The organism is Anoxybacillus sp. FSL W8-1294 (genome assembly GCF_037965005.1).
GTDB classification, from domain to species: Bacteria; Bacillota; Bacilli; order Bacillales; family Anoxybacillaceae; genus Anoxybacillus; species Anoxybacillus flavithermus_G.
In genome coordinates this window covers 625,578-643,898 of sequence record NZ_CP150179.1, presented here as the reverse complement: position 1 = coordinate 643,898, position 18,321 = coordinate 625,578, and the positions used below count along the sequence as shown (strand labels likewise).

At 41.8% G+C, this 18,321-nt stretch carries 14 protein-coding genes and 2 pseudogenes; 7 read left to right on the top strand and 9 right to left on the bottom strand.

Going from position 1 to position 18,321, the window contains the following annotated elements:
• Positions 1-42: 42 nt before the first annotated feature.
• Together NSQ23_RS03490 and NSQ23_RS03485 are read left to right on the top strand one after the other, a co-directional pair.
• A complete protein-coding gene (locus NSQ23_RS03490; RefSeq protein WP_095860155.1) occupies positions 43-597 on the top strand; it encodes an XRE family transcriptional regulator in 555 nt (184 codons plus the stop codon).
• A gap of 415 nt (positions 598-1,012) precedes the next feature.
• Positions 1,013-1,892, top strand: a pseudogene (locus tag NSQ23_RS03485) (IS982 family transposase).
• Between the two features lie 71 nt (positions 1,893-1,963).
• On the opposite strand, the gene NSQ23_RS03480 reads toward NSQ23_RS03485, so the two are convergent.
• The 6 genes and pseudogenes from NSQ23_RS03480 to NSQ23_RS03455 all read right to left on the bottom strand — a co-directional run bounded on the left by NSQ23_RS03480 (position 1,964) and on the right by NSQ23_RS03455 (position 7,407).
• Positions 1,964-2,308 carry a DUF6176 family protein gene (locus NSQ23_RS03480; protein WP_129000730.1) on the bottom strand — a complete coding sequence of 115 codons (345 nt, stop codon included), beginning with the start codon at positions 2,306-2,308 and terminating at the stop codon, positions 1,964-1,966.
• 145 nt (positions 2,309-2,453) lie between these two features.
• Positions 2,454-3,014, bottom strand: a pseudogene (locus tag NSQ23_RS03475) (AMP-binding protein); the annotation flags it as partial.
• A 51-nt stretch (positions 3,015-3,065) separates the two neighbouring features.
• Positions 3,066-4,346 (bottom strand): RNA-guided endonuclease IscB, encoded by a 1,281-nt coding sequence (iscB, locus tag NSQ23_RS03470; RefSeq protein ID WP_339174263.1) that lies wholly within the window; start codon positions 4,344-4,346, stop codon positions 3,066-3,068.
• Positions 4,347-4,811: 465 nt separating this feature from the next.
• Complete coding sequence (locus NSQ23_RS03465) at positions 4,812-5,003, bottom strand: alpha/beta-type small acid-soluble spore protein (RefSeq protein ID WP_339172950.1); 192 nt, start codon at positions 5,001-5,003, stop codon at positions 4,812-4,814.
• A gap of 62 nt (positions 5,004-5,065) precedes the next feature.
• On the bottom strand, positions 5,066-6,259 hold the full coding sequence (thiI, locus tag NSQ23_RS03460) for a tRNA uracil 4-sulfurtransferase ThiI (RefSeq protein ID WP_339172948.1): 1,194 nt from the start codon (positions 6,257-6,259) through the stop codon (positions 5,066-5,068).
• A complete protein-coding gene (locus NSQ23_RS03455; protein WP_339172946.1) occupies positions 6,256-7,407 on the bottom strand; it encodes a cysteine desulfurase family protein in 1,152 nt (383 codons plus the stop codon). The genes thiI and NSQ23_RS03455 overlap by 4 nt, the downstream gene beginning before the upstream one ends.
• A 326-nt stretch (positions 7,408-7,733) precedes the next feature.
• On the opposite strand from NSQ23_RS03455, the gene brnQ reads away from it, so the two are divergent.
• Positions 7,734-9,062, top strand: a complete 1,329-nt coding sequence (gene brnQ / locus NSQ23_RS03450) for a branched-chain amino acid transport system II carrier protein (RefSeq protein ID WP_339172944.1) — start codon at positions 7,734-7,736, stop codon at positions 9,060-9,062.
• 28 nt (positions 9,063-9,090) lie between these two features.
• Here the strand turns inward: brnQ and iscB (NSQ23_RS03445) are convergent, their stop codons facing one another.
• Together iscB (NSQ23_RS03445) and ezrA are read right to left on the bottom strand one after the other, a co-directional pair.
• The gene (gene iscB, locus NSQ23_RS03445; protein WP_192949727.1) at positions 9,091-10,371 is read right to left on the bottom strand and encodes an RNA-guided endonuclease IscB; all 1,281 of its coding nucleotides are present in this window, start codon (positions 10,369-10,371) and stop codon (positions 9,091-9,093) included.
• Between the two features lie 225 nt (positions 10,372-10,596).
• A complete protein-coding gene (gene ezrA, locus NSQ23_RS03440; protein ID WP_339172942.1) occupies positions 10,597-12,300 on the bottom strand; it encodes a septation ring formation regulator EzrA in 1,704 nt (567 codons plus the stop codon).
• Between the two features lie 163 nt (positions 12,301-12,463).
• Between ezrA and hisJ the strand changes: the two genes are divergently transcribed.
• Positions 12,464-13,261: a histidinol-phosphatase HisJ gene (hisJ, locus tag NSQ23_RS03435; protein ID WP_339172939.1), complete on the top strand. Its 798-nt coding sequence runs from the start codon at positions 12,464-12,466 to the stop codon at positions 13,259-13,261.
• 5 nt (positions 13,262-13,266) lie between these two features.
• The gene (locus NSQ23_RS03430; RefSeq protein ID WP_339172937.1) at positions 13,267-13,752 is read left to right on the top strand and encodes a GAF domain-containing protein; all 486 of its coding nucleotides are present in this window, start codon (positions 13,267-13,269) and stop codon (positions 13,750-13,752) included.
• A 33-nt stretch (positions 13,753-13,785) separates the two neighbouring features.
• On the opposite strand, the gene NSQ23_RS03425 is transcribed toward NSQ23_RS03430, so the two are convergent.
• A complete protein-coding gene (locus NSQ23_RS03425; RefSeq protein ID WP_339172933.1) occupies positions 13,786-15,633 on the bottom strand; it encodes a sensor domain-containing diguanylate cyclase in 1,848 nt (615 codons plus the stop codon).
• A 152-nt stretch (positions 15,634-15,785) separates the two neighbouring features.
• On the opposite strand from NSQ23_RS03425, the gene NSQ23_RS03420 reads away from it, so the two are divergent.
• Both NSQ23_RS03420 and rpsD read left to right on the top strand, forming a co-directional pair.
• Positions 15,786-17,159 carry an IS1380 family transposase gene (locus NSQ23_RS03420; protein ID WP_088223286.1) on the top strand — a complete coding sequence of 458 codons (1,374 nt, stop codon included), beginning with the start codon at positions 15,786-15,788 and terminating at the stop codon, positions 17,157-17,159.
• 537 nt (positions 17,160-17,696) lie between these two features.
• Complete coding sequence (gene rpsD / locus NSQ23_RS03415; protein WP_003398030.1) at positions 17,697-18,299, top strand: 30S ribosomal protein S4; 603 nt, start codon at positions 17,697-17,699, stop codon at positions 18,297-18,299.
• The last annotated feature ends 22 nt before the right edge of the window (positions 18,300-18,321 follow it).

Sequence of the window (18,321 nt, the reverse complement as noted above, 5' to 3'; positions counted from 1 at the left end):
TATCTTTTTTTCAATCTGAACTTATAGCAGGAGGGATTCATCATGAGTTTCGGGGAAAACGTTAAAAAAGCTAGAAAATCTAAGTCACTTTCTTTACAGGAATTATCTGATCGTTGTGGAGTAAGTCGCTCTATGCTTTCGCAAATCGAAAGAGGGGAAAAAAACCCTACTATCCAAGTGGCTTGTCAAATTGCAGAAGGTTTAGATATGACCCTTTCACAATTATTAGGAGAAGATGCTAGAAAAGAGGTGATTGTTATAAAAAAGGAGGAAAGATATATTTATAAGGATGAACATAGTGGTTTTGAAAGACATCTTTTATCTCCTTCTTTCCCATCAAGGGGGATCGAATTTATTTTAAATATTATTCCTTATAAAAAAGCTTCAGGAATTTTCCCAAAGCACAAAAAAGGAGTTAAGGAGTATATCTCGGTAGCTAAGGGTAAATTAAGAGTAAAATTAGGAAATGAAACGTATGACCTAGAAGAAGGCGATTCCATGTATTATGAAGCAGATATTGAACATAGTTTTACCAATATAGGTGATGAAGACTGCCACTATTATCTAGTGATTGATTCGAACAATGTATATTTGTAAGCAGTTTCTAAATAATAATTCATTATAGTAAACAAAACTACTTTTACAATAACTAATATCTAACTATCTCCTAACACTCAGTTGCAGGAAAGGTTGTTTCATTTACGTATTCTTAAACAAAAAGATATTCTTTCGTTCTTACTCATCCTGTACTAATGGTGTTATGTCAAGAAACTAGACACAGAAAATAGAGACTTTTTTACCGCACTTCGCATGCTGACCTTGTCAAGGAATGAAAAGTATTATCATCTCTCATCCCCTGACAAGGAAATAGATTACTGGTATTGCGATGATGTATAAAATTTTGTGTAAAACTCGTGGTGCTAGATAAACTCGAGTAAGCATAAAAATAGCCCTTGCTTGTGGATCTCCCGTAGAATGAAAGTGCCAACCAACATTCGAAGGGAGAATTCCCATGCAAGAGCACTTTCATTTTACTACGGATCAAGCAAAGATTCAAAAACAATATGCAGCCATTTTTTTCTTTGTTTCTGCTCAACTGCCATCGATTCAAATGTATTTGCAACGTCGCAATCGTCATTTGGTGAAACAAGGAGATACGGTAATCATTGCTATTCATCTTTTAGGGAAGCTGCTTGGCTTCTCTTCCGAACGTGCATGGCATCGCTTTGTGACCGGGAACTTGTTTACGGATGGACATTTTCTCGAACGTTCTCGCTACAATCGTCGTTGTCGAGCGCTACGCTTTGCGATCAAATGGATTCGCCATGGGCTAGCCAAACGTGGGCAGCACCACGCCTATGCGGTCGTAGATAGTATGCCACTCGGGTTGTGCCATGCCGCAAGAATGTACCGTGTCAAACGATTCCAAGGGATCGCGGACATCGGGCTTTGTGGGTCGAAGAAGCAGTGGTACTATGGGTTTAAGCTTCATCTTCAAGTGACCGACCAAGGACTGCCGATGGGGTACGTGGTAACGGAGGCGTCCTGTCACGATCGAATCGCAGCGGAAACCGTCATGACTCAAATTCCTCATCCTTTTAATTTGGGTGACAAAGGATTTATCAGTAGCGAATTGCAAAAAAAAGTTGTATGAAGCGTACCAAATCGCTTTTTGGACCCCATCTCGCAAAAATCAGAAACACCGCCCATCTGAATCATGGGAGAAATGGCTCAAACAAAAACGGAAAGTCATTGAAACGGTGTTCTCTGTCCTCGTTGACCAGTATCGTATCACAGAAATTCGTGCGAATTCGATTGCGGGATTTGAAGTGGCACTAGATGGCATATTGTTGGTGTATTCACTTGTAACACTCGTGCTAGTTGAGCGCTAGCGCTCAACTAGCACCACGGGTTAAGAAAATAAAATAAAAAATTAGATTCATGATTAACTTCTCAAACTTGCTTACTCCATCGCCTTACGAATATGCTCTGGAATCATCACTACTTCTGTCGTGATCATAGGTTCGTTATATTCCTCATCAATACACTCATACCAGAACGCCAAATGTTTTTTATCAATTTCGTGTTCGGACTCTTCTACGGAAATCCCGCCTTCTCCCTGAACAGAGAACCAGTAAAGAAACTCTCCTTCCTCATTTCGCTCGCGGAAGATCGCTTCGACATGCATTTTTTCATCTTTGAGCGTCAACAGCACCTCGTTCATATGTGTGTTTAATAATTCCATCCATTCATCCACCCGCTTCGATTTTCCTTCCTTTACGCGAAATTTGCTTAATTCTACTTTCATCTCATGCTTCCACCTTTCTATTTATTGATGAGCTTCAAAATATAGAAAGAAAGCAGTATATCTTGTATGCCATGCCGAAAACGGTGGAGATAAGCGTCGCATAATAGTCATCAATGTGACCGTGCGCCACATGCCAGACAACTAACAGAAGCTGCAAATATTTTTCTGGCTCAAACCGACCGTAGTACACAAATCCTGTCGCTCCAGAGACAAGCGTCGATAAAAACGGGCTCCATACCCATTTTTGCCACCCTGGACTTGCTGTTGCCCACACAAGATCCCCTTCTTCAATACAAAGCCAATTTTTTGCTGCTGTTCGCAAATGCGCATATGCCCAAGCGTGCGTATGCACTACACCTTTCGGATTGCCTGTCGTCCCTGATGTATAAGATAAAAACGCCATATCTTCACGAGATGTCTCTACAGCAACAAATGCATCACTTTGTTTTGCCATTTCTTCATGTAAATCGAGCCATCGCTCAGTCGAACCGCCGACCGAAAATGCGACCATATTTTCCATACCCTCAACAGGAATGAATTGCTCAACATACGGAAAATAAGCAATAACCCCTTTTACTTCCCCATGCGAAATCCGATATTGCAAATCTTTTGTACGCAACATCTCGGAACTCGGAATAACGACAAGCCCGGCTTTCAACGCACCTATATATACCGCATACGCTTCTAACAAACGCGGGAGCATCACGAAACTTACGCAAGGAAGCCCCTGCCTTTAGGCACGGCGAGGAATTGCACCTTACGCAAGTTCCGCCACCCCCTTTCCATAAGCATATCCGTCAAATCGCTGAATGACTTGGACATATCTATAATTTATTCCTTGTGCGATACGCTTTCCGTCCTTGCCTTTAATATCGAAACTTCCAGTCTTTCTACATGCGACTTCGCCAAACCAAACGCCTTGATATTTCCCTCTTGGGACAACAGCCTTAACCATGTCCCCTGTTTGGAAGCCAAAGAAGAATTTTTGTCTTGCAAGATAACCTCTTGGGAAGCCATATCTATCTAGGTTTGTACGAGAGCGACTACCACGCCCTTTTGCCTTGATAAATAACACTTCTTTTGTTTTGAAATATAAGTGATTTGTTGTGCTTTCGCCTACACAACAAGCGTCAAAATAATGTGTTTTCGGCAAGTCTAAACGAATACGATTCATTTTTGTTCGTGCACCTGTTCCACACTCGACATCTAATCCTGTCTGCTTTAACACTTCATACGCTTTCCATCTTGTCGAGTTGATAGCACTTGCATCCTTTAATGTTTCTTTGACTTGCTTTTGAATGTGCGGATACCCGAATTCTTCTGCTGTCTTACTTCCTTTGCGCTGATTACAGTCATGACAGGCAAGACATAGGTTATCCACTCGGTCTGTTCCACCTCTCGATTTTGGAATGATATGCTCCACTTCAAGTGGAACATTTTCTTTTCCGCAATAACAACACTTCCGCCCAAACTTTTCAAGCAAATACTCCCGTACTTCATATCCTTGTAGCGTGCCTTGTTGATACTCTACACCATTGATTTCAGGATTTCGCATGAGTTGCGTGTCGAATTTGGCATTTTCGTATGATATATACCCAATGGGGCATAACTTCTTTAGGCGGTTAACCCATGTTTGGATATTTTGCACACGACTCTCTAGTGATGACGGCAACCACCCCTCCTTTCGCTTGCGGTTCAGAAAGCGTGGTTTTCTGTATCTTGTTTTTCGATTTCGTCTTGCTCGACGAAAAGCACGCCTTTTATCTATTCTTTCCTTGATGTCTGTGCGATGGTCAAGTTGCCCTAACCATACCACTTCTTGTCCTCGCAAAATCGCTAATCCTGTATGCCTGCTTCCATAGTCGATTTTTAGCCGATATGTTGCTTTAATTTCTGATTCGTCTACTGATTTTTTCAAGATGATGGTAAATGGAAATCGCCTGTAAATCGCCGCCTTCCCTTGTTTCAACAGCTTTCTTGCAACTGCTTCGTGACAAGGAGCAAGCGGACGTTTGTTTGTGTCTAACACAAAAACCATAGGGTTCTCCCCTTTCCTCTGCATAAAGCAGGTCATATTCTCCTCGACCATGTTATAGATGCTTGTTATGTGCAAGACACTAGCGCTACCCACCACGCTTGTTTAACCTTGCACGACAGAGGAACGGGCTGGAGAAGCACCCGAACGTGTCATGACATCTATAACGTAGGCTCTGTTTCAAGCCTTGGTCTGGTCAACATGGGGCTTACAAGCCCATGACTTTAGTCATTGGGTTGTTGACTCTCCCATTTCAACGCCATTCGGTTTGGATCGTCCGCATACTTTTCAAACTCGCTTGTTAAATTGTACTTTTCTGGTGCAATTAAATTCATTTTCCTCTCCCCCTTACCGTATGATACAAAAAAATTATACAAAAAAATCGAATAATTTTGTATAATTTTTCTAAAAATTTTTAAAAAATAAAAAACTCGGTAGGATGAACTACCGAGTTTTTTCACCTAACATTTATTTTTGGCTACCCAATTGTTGTTCTGCCATTTTCACGAGGCGTTTCGTAATCTCACCACCGACAGAACCGTTTGCTCGCGCAGTCGTATCTGCGCCTAACTGCACGCCAAACTCTTGAGCGATTTCATATTTCATTTGGTCAATCGCTTGTTGCACACCAGGGACGAGCAATCGATTTCGATTTGCCATTTGTCTTCACCCCCTTGTAACGATAGGTTGTGCAAAACAAATGGACTCTATGCATCTCCTCGTTAAAATAGCTCGTCCAATGGTTGATCTGGTTTCAATGTAATCGTTTCGACGCGAGCAACTGTTTCAGCAATCATCTCATCTAAAGGTAAAAATTGTTCATATTGGATTACCTTCTCTTTTTTCGGCTTCGTTTTTGGTGCTTTTGGCGTAAAAATTGTACAGCAATCTTCATACGGTCGAATCGAAATATGATGTGTACCAATTCGCTCAGCGATCGCAATAATTTCCGTTTTGTCCATCGAAATAAGCGGACGAAGAATTGGCGTCGTTGTTACATCGTTGACAACGACCATACTTTCGAGTGTTTGACTAGCCACTTGCCCTAAACTTTCTCCGGTTACAATCGCCAATCCATTTTCTTTTTTGCGAATTTCATCTGTAATGCGCAACATCGCACGCCGCGTAGCGATCAACGAATAATTTTCCGGCACTTGTTTATAAATGGCTTGTTGCAACTCTGTAAACGGTACAATATGAAGACGGATCGTACCACCAAATTCCGTTAAACGCTGCGCTAAGTCGATCACTTTTTGCTTCGCTCGCTCACTTGTAAACGGTGGGCTAAAAAAGTGAACAGCCTCAATTTGCAAGCCGCGCTTCATTGCTAAGTATCCAGCTACAGGGCTGTCGATTCCGCCTGAAAGCATCAACATCGCTTTTCCGCTTGTTCCAACAGGTAAACCACCCGCTCCTGGTACATCGTATGCAGTAATATACGTTCCTTCTTTTCGCACTTCTACGCGAACATCTATGTCTGGATGATGGACATCAACCGTTAAGCCCGTTGTGTTTTTCAGCACATAACTGCCCAGCTCATAGTTTAATTCATTTGTCGTAACTGGAAATTGTTTATCTGCTCTTCTTGCTGATATTTTGAATGTTTTCCCTTCGTATGGAAATTGTTTCACGAAAAATAATGTTGCTTCTTTTATTTTTTGCAAGTCGTTCTCTGTCTTTAATGCCAAACTTAACGATTGAATACCGAACACTTCTTGCAATTTTTCGATGACAGGTTGCGGTGGTGTATGATGTAGTCGAATGTACATCCGATCGCGCAACGCTTCAATTTGAAGGTTCGGAAAATGTTTCAATTTTTTTGCTATATTTCGTTTTAAACATCGTACAAATTGTAAACGATTTTTTCCTTTTGTCGACATTTCACCGTAACGAATTACAATATGATCATACGTCATTTCGTTCCCCTCGCTACTATTTTTAATCGTTCATATGCTTGCTCAATGGCTTCAATAATGATCGGGACATGCTCCATTTGTTGTTCGTATGATAAACTTATGCGAATCGAACGCTCCGCCCGCGTTTTTTCGATTCCCATCGCTAACAATGTTTTACTTGGCGCTTTTTTGCGAGATGAACAAGCTGATGTTGTCGATACGTATATATGTTGCTTTTCTAATTCGTGAACAAACGTTTCTGATTTTATTCCTTCTAGTGAAAAATGAATAATATGTGGAGCTGATTGTTCAAATGGCGTGTGAACACGAATACCTTCAATCGTTTGTAAGCGTTCGATGAGCGCTCGTTTCATTTTCTCAAGTCGATCATATGCCTCATGATACTTTTCCACCGATAATCGTAACGCTTTCGCCATCGCAACAATAGCAGCGACATTTTCTGTTCCTGAGCGCAATTGCATTTCTTGTTCCCCGCCCGATAAAAGCGGAGAAAGGCGCACACCTTCGCGAACGTACAAAACTCCTGCTCCTTTTAATCCATGAAATTTATGAGCAGATATCGTATATAAATCCACATTCGCTCGTTTTAAATGAAGCGGCACCTTCGCCGCACCTTGCACTCCATCAACGTGAAACAACACTTTCGGATATTTTTTCAACATCGCACCAATTTCTTCAATTGGTTGGATAGAGCCGACTTCGTTATTTACATGCATAACGGAAACGAGAATTGTATCATCACGCAACGCTTGTTCAATGTGCAACGGCGAGACAATCCCACGCTCATCAACAGGTACATATGTAACTTGAAACCCGAGTTGTTCAAGCTGTTTGCACGCTTCTGTTACAGACGGATGTTCAATCGCTGTTGTAATGATATGGCGGCCACGTTTTTGATGCTGCCAAGCCACCCCTTTAATCGCTAAATTGTTTCCTTCCGTCCCACCTGATGTAAAAATAATCTCGGTTGGTTTGACGCCGAGCAAACGCGCAACTTGTTCTCTTGCTTGCGTGAGCAATCGCTCTGCTTGCATGCCTAGTCCATGTAGCGACGAAGGATTTCCAAAATGGTCGCTGGCTACCTTCAAAAATGACTGTAATACTTCTTGAAAAGGTTTTGTTGTGGCGCTATTGTCCAAGTACATCATCGCCCTTGCCTCCATTACGTTCGTATACAAACAGCCTTCTTATATTATCACATCCTTATGCAAAAAGGAAATAATCAAAGAATATTGGTTCATCACCACAACATGTACTTGACAAGCGGGGGATTTTCTTGAGCCGCCGTGTACGAAAAATCTGATTTACTGATTTTTCCTTATAAGTACAGAGAAGGCGTGTTCTGAAATAGTCAAGTACAACTTTCGGTGAAGAGCCAGAATATTTTAAAGATTGAAACTTTTTATAAAAACGACAAAATTTTTATTTTGTATGGTAGTATATGCTGGTACGGAGAAAACAAAGGAGGATCAGCATGTCGAAAAAAGATTTAATAGCTGTCGGTTTTATGTTATTTGCTTTATTTTTTGGCGCTGGTAACATGATTTTCCCTCCAGCTCTCGGGCAAGCAGCAGGGGAAAACATGTGGCTTGCCATCGTAGGTTTTTTAATTACCGGTGTCGGATTGCCAGTTTTAGCAATAATCGCGATTGCAAGGACAGGGAACGACTTGCAACAATTAGCCAGCCGAGCACATCCAGTATTTGGTATCACCTTTACGATCGTTATGTATTTAGCCATCGGTCCGTTTTTTGGTATTCCACGAACAGGTACGGCATCATTTGAAATTGGTGTGACACCATTTTTACCTGAAACGGTCGATCGATCCGTCATGTTAGCGGTGTATACTGTTGTTTATTTTAGCATATCCCTTTGGTTAGCGTTAAACCCTTCGAAATTAGTTGACCGAATTGGCAAGTTGTTAACACCTCTTTTACTCATCGGTCTTGCTTTATTTTTTGTCAAAAGCATATGGACGCCTATGGGAGACATTCAACCGCCAACGGATGCATATACAGACGCCCCGTTTTTTAAAGGGTTTGTTGACGGGTACTTAACGATGGATGCGATCGCGGCACTCGTTTTTGGTATCATCGTCATTCAAGCTATTCAACAAAAAGGAATTACAAATAAAAAACAATTAACGAAGCTTTGTATTCAGGCCGGGTTCGTGGCTGCTTCTGGATTAACGCTCGTGTATGTATCGCTCGCTTTTATTGGAGCATCGAGCGTACAAGCGATCGGTTATCGCAATAACGGCGGCGAAATCATTAGTCAAACCGCGACCTATTTATTCGGTCAAGCGGGTACAATCATTTTATCGATCATCATTATGCTTGCGTGCTTAACGACATCAGTTGGTTTATTATCTTCTTGCGCAAGTTATTTTTCTAAAATTTCGCCAAATCTTTCCTATCGGATGCTCGTCATTGTTATGAGCTGCTTTAGCGCATTCACCGCAAATGTCGGTTTAACGAAACTCATTTCGTTATCCGTTCCTGTGCTTATTATTATTTATCCATTAGCCATGACCCTCGTCGCCCTATCGTTTCTCCATGACTATTTCAGGGGAAAACAAACCGTTTACATCGGGGCCCTCGCTGGTACGCTTCTCGTCAGCATCGTTGATGGACTGAAGGCAGCAGGATTTGATGTATCGTCCATCTTACATGTATACGAAAAAACATTGCCGCTCTTTGAACAAGGGATCGGCTGGCTTACACCAGCACTCATTGGCGGGGTCATCGGTTTATTACTAAACAAAACAAATCGTGTCACACGTACCGAAAGAAAAGCAAGTTAAAACGAGTGAATAGGTTCCCCCTTTCACCTTACGCAAGTTCCGCCACCCCCTTTCCATAAGCATATCCGTCAAATCGCTGAATGACTTGGACATATCTATAATTTATTCCTTGTGCGATACGCTTTCCGTCCTTGCCTTTAATATCGAAACTTCCAGTCTTTCTACATGCGACTTCGCCAAACCAAACGCCTTGATATTTCCCTCTTGGGACAACAGCCTTAACCATGTCCCCTGTTTGAAAACCAAAGAAGAATTTTTGTCTTGCAAGATAACCTCTTGGGAAGCCATATCTATCTAGGTTTGTACGAGAGCGACTACCACGCCCTTTTGCCTTGATAAATAACACTTCTTTTGTTTTGAAATATAAGTGATTTGTTGTGCTTTCGCCTACACAACAAGCGTCAAAATAATGTGTTTTCGGCAAGTCTAAACGAATACGATTCATTTTTGTTCGTGCACCTGTTCCACACTCGACATCTAATCCTGTCTGCTTTAACACTTCATACACTTTCCATCTTGTCGAGTTGATAGCACTTGCATCCTTTAATGATTCTTTGACTTGCTTTTGAATGTGCGGATACCCGAATTCTTCTGCTGTCTTACTTCCTTTGCGCTGATTACAGTCATGACAGGCAAGACATAGGTTATCCACTCGGTCTGTTCCACCTCTCGATTTTGGAATGATATGCTCCACTTCAAGTGGAACATTTTCTTTTCCGCAATAACAACACTTCCGCCCAAACTTTTCAAGCAAATACTCCCGTACTTCATATCCTTGTAGCGTGCCTTGTTGATACTCTACACCATTGATTTCAGGATTTCGCATGAGTTGCGTGTCGAATTTGGCATTTTCGTATGATATATACCCAATGGGGCATAACTTCTTTAGGCGGTTAACCCATGTTTGGATATTTTGCACACGACTCTCTAGTGATGACGGCAACCACCCCTCCTTTCGCTTGCGGTTCAGAAAGCGTGGTTTTCTGTATCTTGTTTTTCGATTTCGTCTTGCTCGACGAAAAGCACGCCTTTTATCTATTCTTTCCTTGATGTCTGTGCGATGGTCAAGTTGCCCTAACCATACCACTTCTTGTCCTCGCAAAATCGCTAATCCTGTATGCCTGCTTCCATAGTCGATTTTTAGCCGATATGTTGCTTTAATTTCTGATTCGTCTACTGATTTTTTCAAGATGATGGTAAATGGAAATCGCCTGTAAATCGCCGCCTTCCCTTGTTTCAACAGCTTTCTTGCAACTGCTTCGTGACAAGGAGCAAGCGGACGTTTGTTTGTGTCTAACACAAAAACCATAGGGTTCTCCCCTTTCCTCTGCATAAAGCAGGTCATATTCTCCTCGACCATGTTATAGATGCTTGTTATGTGCAAGACACTAGCGCTACCCACCACGCTTGTTTAACCTTGCACGACAGAGGAACGGGCTGGAGAAGCACCCGAACGTGTCATGACATCTATAACGTAGGCTCTGTTTCAAGCCTTGGTCTGGTCAACATGGGGCTTACAAGCCCATGACTTTAGTCATTGGGTTGTTGACTCGTTTTCTTTTAACCACTGGCGGATGCGTTCGAACGCCCCTTCTTCGACTTGTTCTACCGCGGCGATGGCTTTTTGTAACGCCAGTTCGTATTCGTATCGTCGGAATAGTTGTTCCGCTTCCTCTAATCCCGCATTTACCGCATGAAAACGGCGACGATAGCGGTTGCCGTATTGAATCACGCTCTCCGCTAATTGAGCTTGCTCAATCATTTCTTTCGTTTGATCATATACGTTTTGCACGGAAACAATTGCCTCATCCAACGCTTGATGAACAGCTTCCATATTTAACGGTTTCCCATCTAGCGTAAGGGAAACGCGTGTTAAGCTTTCGCGCGCCTCGCTTACTTGCAACATATAAGATTCTGGCAACCCAGGAAGTTTGCTTTTTTTCACGAGTCGAATCGCTTCAGACAATTGTTTTTTCATTTCTGCTAACTTTTCGCGCGCCGCTAGCTCGTCTTTGCGTAACGCATATAAATGCTCGCGAAACTGGGCATGCTTCTCTTTTACTGTAGCAATTTGCGCTAAAATTTCTTCAAGCTCTTCACGAATGAGCGAGTAAGCTAAACCCCCCTCAATCATTTTCTTTTGAATTAACATAAACCGCTTCATTAACTGTTGCACTTGCTTCTCGATTTGTCGATATTTATCTAAGTCGCTTTGCGATAAATGATAGCTTTGTTGTACAAACAACGTCTCATCACGCGTTTCTTTCGTTTCTTCTTCCAAATCGTAAAGCGTTTGTTCAATTTTCTCCGTTTCTTCATGGACAAAACGTTCTGCATATACTTCTTTCTCTAACAAATCGTACAGCGTGTCCACATCTTCTTGCACCTCACGAAGCAGTTTTTCTGCTTCATCTACAGCAAGCGTTTCTAACAACGCAAGCACTTCCGATACTTTTCCACGGATCGCTTCCACTTCTTTTTCCACCGGAAGATGATCAAGTACATATTCTTTTTCTAACAATTCACGATATCCTTCAATAATGTTGTCCAGTTGTGCTGGAATTTCAACTTGCACATCGCTTAACAAAAGCGGAATGTGTTCAATAAAACGATTTAATTCATTTAGTTCGTTTTGAATAAGCAACACAACTTCACGAGCAGCCAAATAATTTCCTTCCGTCGTTAGCTGCTCAAATGATTGAAACTGTTGTTGAAGCTCGTTTAATCTTGCCTCAAGCGCAGCTTCCGTACGTCCAAACGTATGGCGTTGGGTAAGCATCGCTTTTTTCACGTGACGATACTTTTCTTTTAACTGTTCAATTTCTTCACGATTTTTCTCTTCACTTCCAACTAATTCTTGTAATTCAAGTAAAATACGTTGAATGTTCCCTTCAATTTCTCGTAGTTGTTGCTCCGTTTGACGTAACGCCTCTTTTGCTTTCATAAATCGGTATTTGACAACCGCTTCTTCAATATCAAATAGCTTTTCTTCAATATTCGGCAATTGAACAGCAACAATATCATCCCATTCATTCCGCCACTTTTCAAACAGCTGCTCCGTTTCTCCCATCATATTTAATGATTTGATTTTTGACAGCTCTTCTGGAACAGGACGATTCATTAAAGAAATTTTCCACTGCTCCAATTGATCGATTTGTTTATATAAACGTTTTCGATGCACATATGTATATGTAAGTCCTCCGATGACGAGGAGCGCACTAATCGCTACAAATTCCATAATGGGCCTCCTTGTTGTCAAACTTTCTTTTTTTATGGAGAAGGCATTTTCTTTTCAATGATTTTATGATACCATGTTAGCAACATTTTTTGAGCAAAAATTTTAATTTTTTTCCTAAAAAACGTGATTTTTGTCGAAGTTTGCGCCTAAAGGAGTGACTAATGTGCGCGATGGGCATATTCATACACCATTTTGCCCTCACGGAAGCGACGATGCGCTCCATGAATATATTGAAAGAGCCATTTCGCTCGGTTATACAGATATTTCATTTACTGAACATGCACCGCTTCCGAAAGGATTTATAGACCCAACCCCCTACCAAGATAGCGCGATGAAAGAGGAACAGCTAGCGTCGTACGTATCCATTTTACAATCATTAAAAAAACAGTACGAAAGACATATTCGTATTCGCATCGGATTAGAAGTTGATTTCATTCTCGGATATGAACAAAAAACGAAGGAGTTTTTAAATGAAATTGGTCCACAATTAGATGACAGCATTTTATCTGTTCATTTTTTACACGTTGACGATCGATACATGTGTATCGATTATAGTGAAGACATGTTTGGCGACATCGTTACATCGTTTGGTTGCATTGAACGAGTGTACGATGCATATTATCGTACTGTTTTAGCTTCTGTTGTAGCCGATTTAGGGGTGCACAAACCAAAACGCATCGGACATATAACACTCGTCCGCAAGTTTCATCGCGCATATCCGTGTGAATACGATGCAACAAACATCATCGCACACATTCTCGATGAAATGAAAAATCGTCAACTTGAGCTTGATTATAACGGCGCTGGCGCAGTAAAACCGCTTTGTTTAGAGCCATATCCACCTCATTGGGTAGTCAAGGAAGCCGTCAAACGCGGCATCCCTCTTGTGTATGGCTCAGATGCCCACTCGGTCGCTGGCCTTCACCAAGGAATTGAACATATGTTGATGTATAAGGAGTGAAAAACATGTTTCATACACAAGCATACACAGGGACAAGAGAGGAAAATTATACACTTGTCATCGAACAACTGAAAGCGTTAATTTCAGATGAAAAAAATGTTGTAGCGAACTTAGCGAACGCTTCCGCTTTATTGAATTATTTTTTGCACGATATTAATTGGGTCGGTTTTTATATAGCCGAAGGAAACGAACTCGTTCTCGGGCCGTTTCAAGGGTTACCGGCTTGCGTGCGCATTCCATTCGGCAAAGGGGTATGTGGAACGGCCGCTGCTGAAAAGCGCACAGTACGTGTTGCCGATGTTCACACGTTCCCAGGTCATATCGCCTGCGACGCAGCGTCCCAATCTGAAATTGTCGTTCCCATGATCAAAGACGGTCACGTTATCGGTGTGCTCGATATTGACAGCCCGATCAAAAATCGCTTTGATGAAATAGATGAACAATATTTACAACGTTTTGTTGAAACGCTCGTTCGCTACCTTGACATATAAGAAAGAGGCCGATGAATAGGGCCTCTTTCTTGTTTAATATTCTTGAACAACGACGCGGTTTTTTCCTGTCCGTTTCGCTGTATATAACGCTTCATCAGCGCGATTAAATAGCTCCTTGACCGAGTCAGCGCGATTTTTTTTCCAATACGATACTCCACATGAGATCGTCACAGGAGGGTTTGTTAATTCACGCACTTTTTGTACGAGACGATTCGCAATAGATAAACCAGCGTTAACAGATACTTTTGGTAAATAAATGGCGAGTTCTTCTCCTCCCCATCGAGCACCAATATCGTTTTGGCGAATGTTTACTTTAATAATGTTTGCCACTTGAATAATAATTTCGTCACCTACTTGATGTCCGTACGTGTCGTTTACTTTTTTGAAGTTATCAATGTCTATTAAAATAAACGTACCTAATCCATCCTCTTCCATCGAACGTTGGATGCGTTCATCTAAGTAATGACGTGCGTATAAATTCGTTAACCGATCGGTAATGACCATCCGTTCAAGTTCTTCACGCAACGCTGCATTTGTGAACGCCAATGTCGAGTGATGAATAAGCGACTGCAACAATTTAAACATATCAAACGAAAAATGATATGCCTCTTGATGCAATACAACCGCTACACCTTTCATCATACCACACATCATCGGCACAGCCATAAGCGAGCGAAAACGTTTCGTATCATTGCTATGGATTTTCACATCACCTAAAAATAACGTATCACGTGGATGTTGAATACGATGAAAAACGAAATCTACATATGCCTTTGCTTCACGTGATTGGAAAAAAGCCGTACTACCCGGAAGCACTTTCTGCTCTTTTTCTTGTAAAATAATAAAACCGACTTCTTCCGCATCAAACGATGTTTTAATTTTTTCGATCATAAACTGCAAGGCGTCTTGGAAACGTAAATTTGTGTTCAAGTGGTGAATCGTTTCATTAATGAGTTGTAAGTCAGCAATTAATCGTTTCGATTGTTCATACAATTTTGCATTTTCTAAGGCGCTACCAGCTGTATTTGCCAGCAAGGAAATAAAACGCATCTCTCGCTCTGGAAGTTCAATAACTGTCGGAGCAATCATTTCGATGACGCCATAAATCCCTTGCGCCCCTTTAATCGGAGCATAGATGACAGACTTTTTATGGTCAAGCGAATCGTGGAGCTGAATTTGTCCAGTAACATATGCTTTCATCGCACCCATATGCTCGTCTTCGTTTTCAAACGTAAGTAGTTTGATCGGCAAATCGCGATCTGTCGTGCTGTCATACGACAAAAACAAGTGGCAAGTAAACGCCGGATACACTTCCTTTAACGTTTTCACAATTTCTTCAAGCACATCACCAATATTCATCGAGGCATGAATTTTTGTTGTCGCTCGATGCAACTGTTCATATCTTTTTTCCTCACTCAATACTTCAGATACTTTACGAATACGGGCAAACACTTTTAAAAAATCGTGTTTCATTTGTTTAATAAACGATGTTGGTAGCATATCCCGCTCATGTATGCGAAAACGAACAAGACTGCATGAATCTTCTGAAAAATACACCCCAAACTGCACCGTTTTAATCTCGCTTCCGTCATCAATAATCATAACGTCGTCAAACTGTTCTTTTAGATGACTATCAAATGGAATCAAGGCATGTTCCCGGCGCTGCTTAATCATACAGTCAGTCGTCACTTCAGGCTCAAAAGCATGTTTAAACGGGTTAAGTACGTAAAAGGTGACATCTAACAAATGAAACTCTTTTTGCAATAAGGTGATGAGCGCTTGAATGATGCGAGGTAAATCGGTAAAATCTTCTTCACTTAAAAACCAATCAAAAAACTTTTGTTTAAATATTGCGTATTGATCGCGCTCTTGAACGTTCATTTTTTTCACTCACCCGCACATACTTCCTCTCTTTATGTGTAAAAAACATATAAATCCTGAATCCGTGACAAAACATCTTTACAATGGTCGCAAACCGTTGATACGATAAGGGAAAACGACGTTGACGATTCTTCATCAAGTAGGTGAATGTGATGAAAGATTTCCCGATTCGGTTTGTATTGACAGATGAAGCGATTACTCCAAGTGCTGGGCTTGCTCTCGTGGGCTACTTACTGCACCAAACGAAGCTGGATAAACGAGTAAACGCCCTTCGGCTCCCAACGGTTCGTCGAGATGTGCACATTTCCCATAGCGACGTCATTCGCTCGATGATTGGCTTGCTTGCCACAGGAAAAACGGATTTTGATCATATCGAAGCGTATCGTCAGGACGATATCTTTTCGACATCAATGGGCATTCGGCACGTACCTTCCTCCCCAACGTTGCGACAGCGACTCGATCAGCTCGCTTGTCTTCCGATGACCGAAACCATCATTTGGGAGGAATCGATGCGTCTGTTGGTTCGACAACACGCTACCTTGTCCCCTTGTTGGGCGAAAGGGAAAACGACATGGCTTCCCCTTGATATAGATGCTTCCCCATTTGACAACTCCGATACGAAGAAAGAAGGAGTGAGTCGAACGTATAAAGGATTTGACGGTTTTACGCCGTTGTTTGCGTATGCAGGGAAGGAAGGGTATATCGTTCATGCCGAGCTGCGTCCAGGGAAACAACATGTACAAGACAACATGCCTTCGTTTTTAACTACCGCCATCCGTCGAGCTCGTCCGCTGACCTCGTCTCGTCTGCTTGTCCGCATGGATGCAGGAAACGATGCGGAAGCGAATGTGCACGTATGTCTAAAGGAAGACGTGGACTTTGTCATCAAGCGAAACTTACGCCGAGAATCGAAAGCGCTTTGGTTCCAGATCGCTTCGCAAAAGGGCAGACGCGTCGATGATGGACAAACAGAAGGAGTACAAACGTATGAGTTATGCCTTCCACAGACAGCAGCAATTGATGGACACACGTATACGTACGTTCAAGTCACCCAAGTGACGGAACGAACGATGGAACGAAATGGACAGCTGATGCTCGTTCCTAATTACGAAGTCGAAAGCTACTGGGTGCGCCTCGAAGGATACGAGCATGTTCGAATGAGTGATGTGCTCGCATTGTATCACGATCATGCGACATGCGAACAGTTTCATAGCGAACTGAAAAGCGACTTAGATTTAGAGCGACTTCCATCAGGGAAGATGAAAACGAATGCGCTCGTGTTAGTCATGGGAGCATTCGTGTACAACCTTCTTCGTCTGATTGGACAAGATCTATTAAGCGATCCGAGACATCCATTACATCATAAAGTGAAACGCCGCCGCATCAAGACGATTATTCAGACGGTGATCACGATGGCAGGTCGACTCGTCCGCCGATCACGACAGATCTGGATGAAACTGACGCGAAGGAGTGGCTATAGCGAGCCCCTTCTGAACATTTACATAAAATGGAGAGAAGGAGCATAACGAACGATTGTTCGCAATTCTGTACTCATCCTAACCCTCTGTCCTTTTTTGTTTTTTCTTTGGTTTATATACCTAAAAAAGATATTTATTTCATTTCTGAGAGTGAAGATGACATCTGTTTTAAACATAAAAAGGGAATGGTGGATCACACATCCATAAAACCAGCAAAAAAGTCAAAGTCGATGTCAATCCATCACGGATTCAGGATAAATAAAAAAATGAGAGTTTCTGTAATATCCCTAAAGCTTAAGACCTATTAACTACATCATACCATAATCCTTATTACAAAGACCATACAAAAATGATTGACTCAGACGCAAAAAAAAACTATAATAGCCTTTGTGTAAAATATTGCAGCCTTTGTGCTCACATTTGTATGTCCATTTTGTTCCCCTTAGAGACGTGCGTCTCTAATTGGAGGCTGTATCGTGTAACTCTCAGCTGCTAGGGCGAGGATACATGAAAACAAAATGGCGATAAATGGTGAGGCACGACTGTTTTTATTTTACCAAAAATAAAAACAAAGGAGGAGCATTTATGGCTCGTTATACAGGTCCAACATGGAAAATTTCTCGCCGCCTTGGCATTTCATTAAGCGGCACTGGTAAAGAATTACAAAAACGTCCTTACCCACCAGGTCAACATGGTCCAGGACAACGCAAAAAATTATCTGAATATGGCATGCAACTTCAAGAGAAGCAAAAGCTTCGCCATATGTACGGTGTCAATGAACGTCAATTCCGTAAAACGTTCGAAGAAGCAGGAAAAATGGCTGGTAAGCACGGTGAAAACTTCATGATTTTACTTGAGTCCCGTTTAGACAACCTTGTTTACCGTTTAGGTTTTGCGCGCACTCGCCGTCAAGCTCGCCAATTAGTAAACCATGGTCACATTTTAGTTGACGGCAACCGTGTGGATATCCCATCTTATCGCGTGAAACCAGGTCAAACAATTTCTGTTCGCGAAAAGTCTCGCAACCTTCAAATTATTAAAGAAGCGCTTGAAGTGAACAACTTCGTACCTGACTATTTGACACTTGACGCAGACAAATTAGAAGGTACTTACACTCGCTTACCAGAGCGTTCTGAATTACCTGCTGAAATTAACGAAGCATTAATCGTTGAGTTCTACTCTCGTTAATAAAAAAATCCTCTCTGCCAAA

What these genes read in the sequence shown, in the direction of transcription:
- NSQ23_RS03490 (WP_095860155.1), top strand. Translation starts at nt 43, where the DNA reads ATGAGTTTCGGGGAAAACGTTAAAAAAGCTAGAAAATCTAAGTCACTT.
- NSQ23_RS03480 (WP_129000730.1), bottom strand. Translation starts at nt 2,308, where the DNA reads ATGAAAGTAGAATTAAGCAAATTTCGCGTAAAGGAAGGAAAATCGAAG.
- iscB (WP_339174263.1), bottom strand. Translation starts at nt 4,346, where the DNA reads ATGGTTTTTGTGTTAGACACAAACAAACGTCCGCTTGCTCCTTGTCAC.
- NSQ23_RS03465 (WP_339172950.1), bottom strand. Translation starts at nt 5,003, where the DNA reads ATGGCAAATCGAAATCGATTGCTCGTCCCTGGTGTGCAACAAGCGATT.
- thiI (WP_339172948.1), bottom strand. Translation starts at nt 6,259, where the DNA reads ATGACGTATGATCATATTGTAATTCGTTACGGTGAAATGTCGACAAAA.
- NSQ23_RS03455 (WP_339172946.1), bottom strand. Translation starts at nt 7,407, where the DNA reads ATGATGTACTTGGACAATAGCGCCACAACAAAACCTTTTCAAGAAGTA.
- brnQ (WP_339172944.1), top strand. Translation starts at nt 7,734, where the DNA reads ATGTCGAAAAAAGATTTAATAGCTGTCGGTTTTATGTTATTTGCTTTA.
- iscB (WP_192949727.1), bottom strand. Translation starts at nt 10,371, where the DNA reads ATGGTTTTTGTGTTAGACACAAACAAACGTCCGCTTGCTCCTTGTCAC.
- ezrA (WP_339172942.1), bottom strand. Translation starts at nt 12,300, where the DNA reads ATGGAATTTGTAGCGATTAGTGCGCTCCTCGTCATCGGAGGACTTACA.
- NSQ23_RS03430 (WP_339172937.1), top strand. Translation starts at nt 13,267, where the DNA reads ATGTTTCATACACAAGCATACACAGGGACAAGAGAGGAAAATTATACA.
- NSQ23_RS03425 (WP_339172933.1), bottom strand. Translation starts at nt 15,633, where the DNA reads ATGAACGTTCAAGAGCGCGATCAATACGCAATATTTAAACAAAAGTTT.
- NSQ23_RS03420 (WP_088223286.1), top strand. Translation starts at nt 15,786, where the DNA reads ATGAAAGATTTCCCGATTCGGTTTGTATTGACAGATGAAGCGATTACT.
- rpsD (WP_003398030.1), top strand. Translation starts at nt 17,697, where the DNA reads ATGGCTCGTTATACAGGTCCAACATGGAAAATTTCTCGCCGCCTTGGC.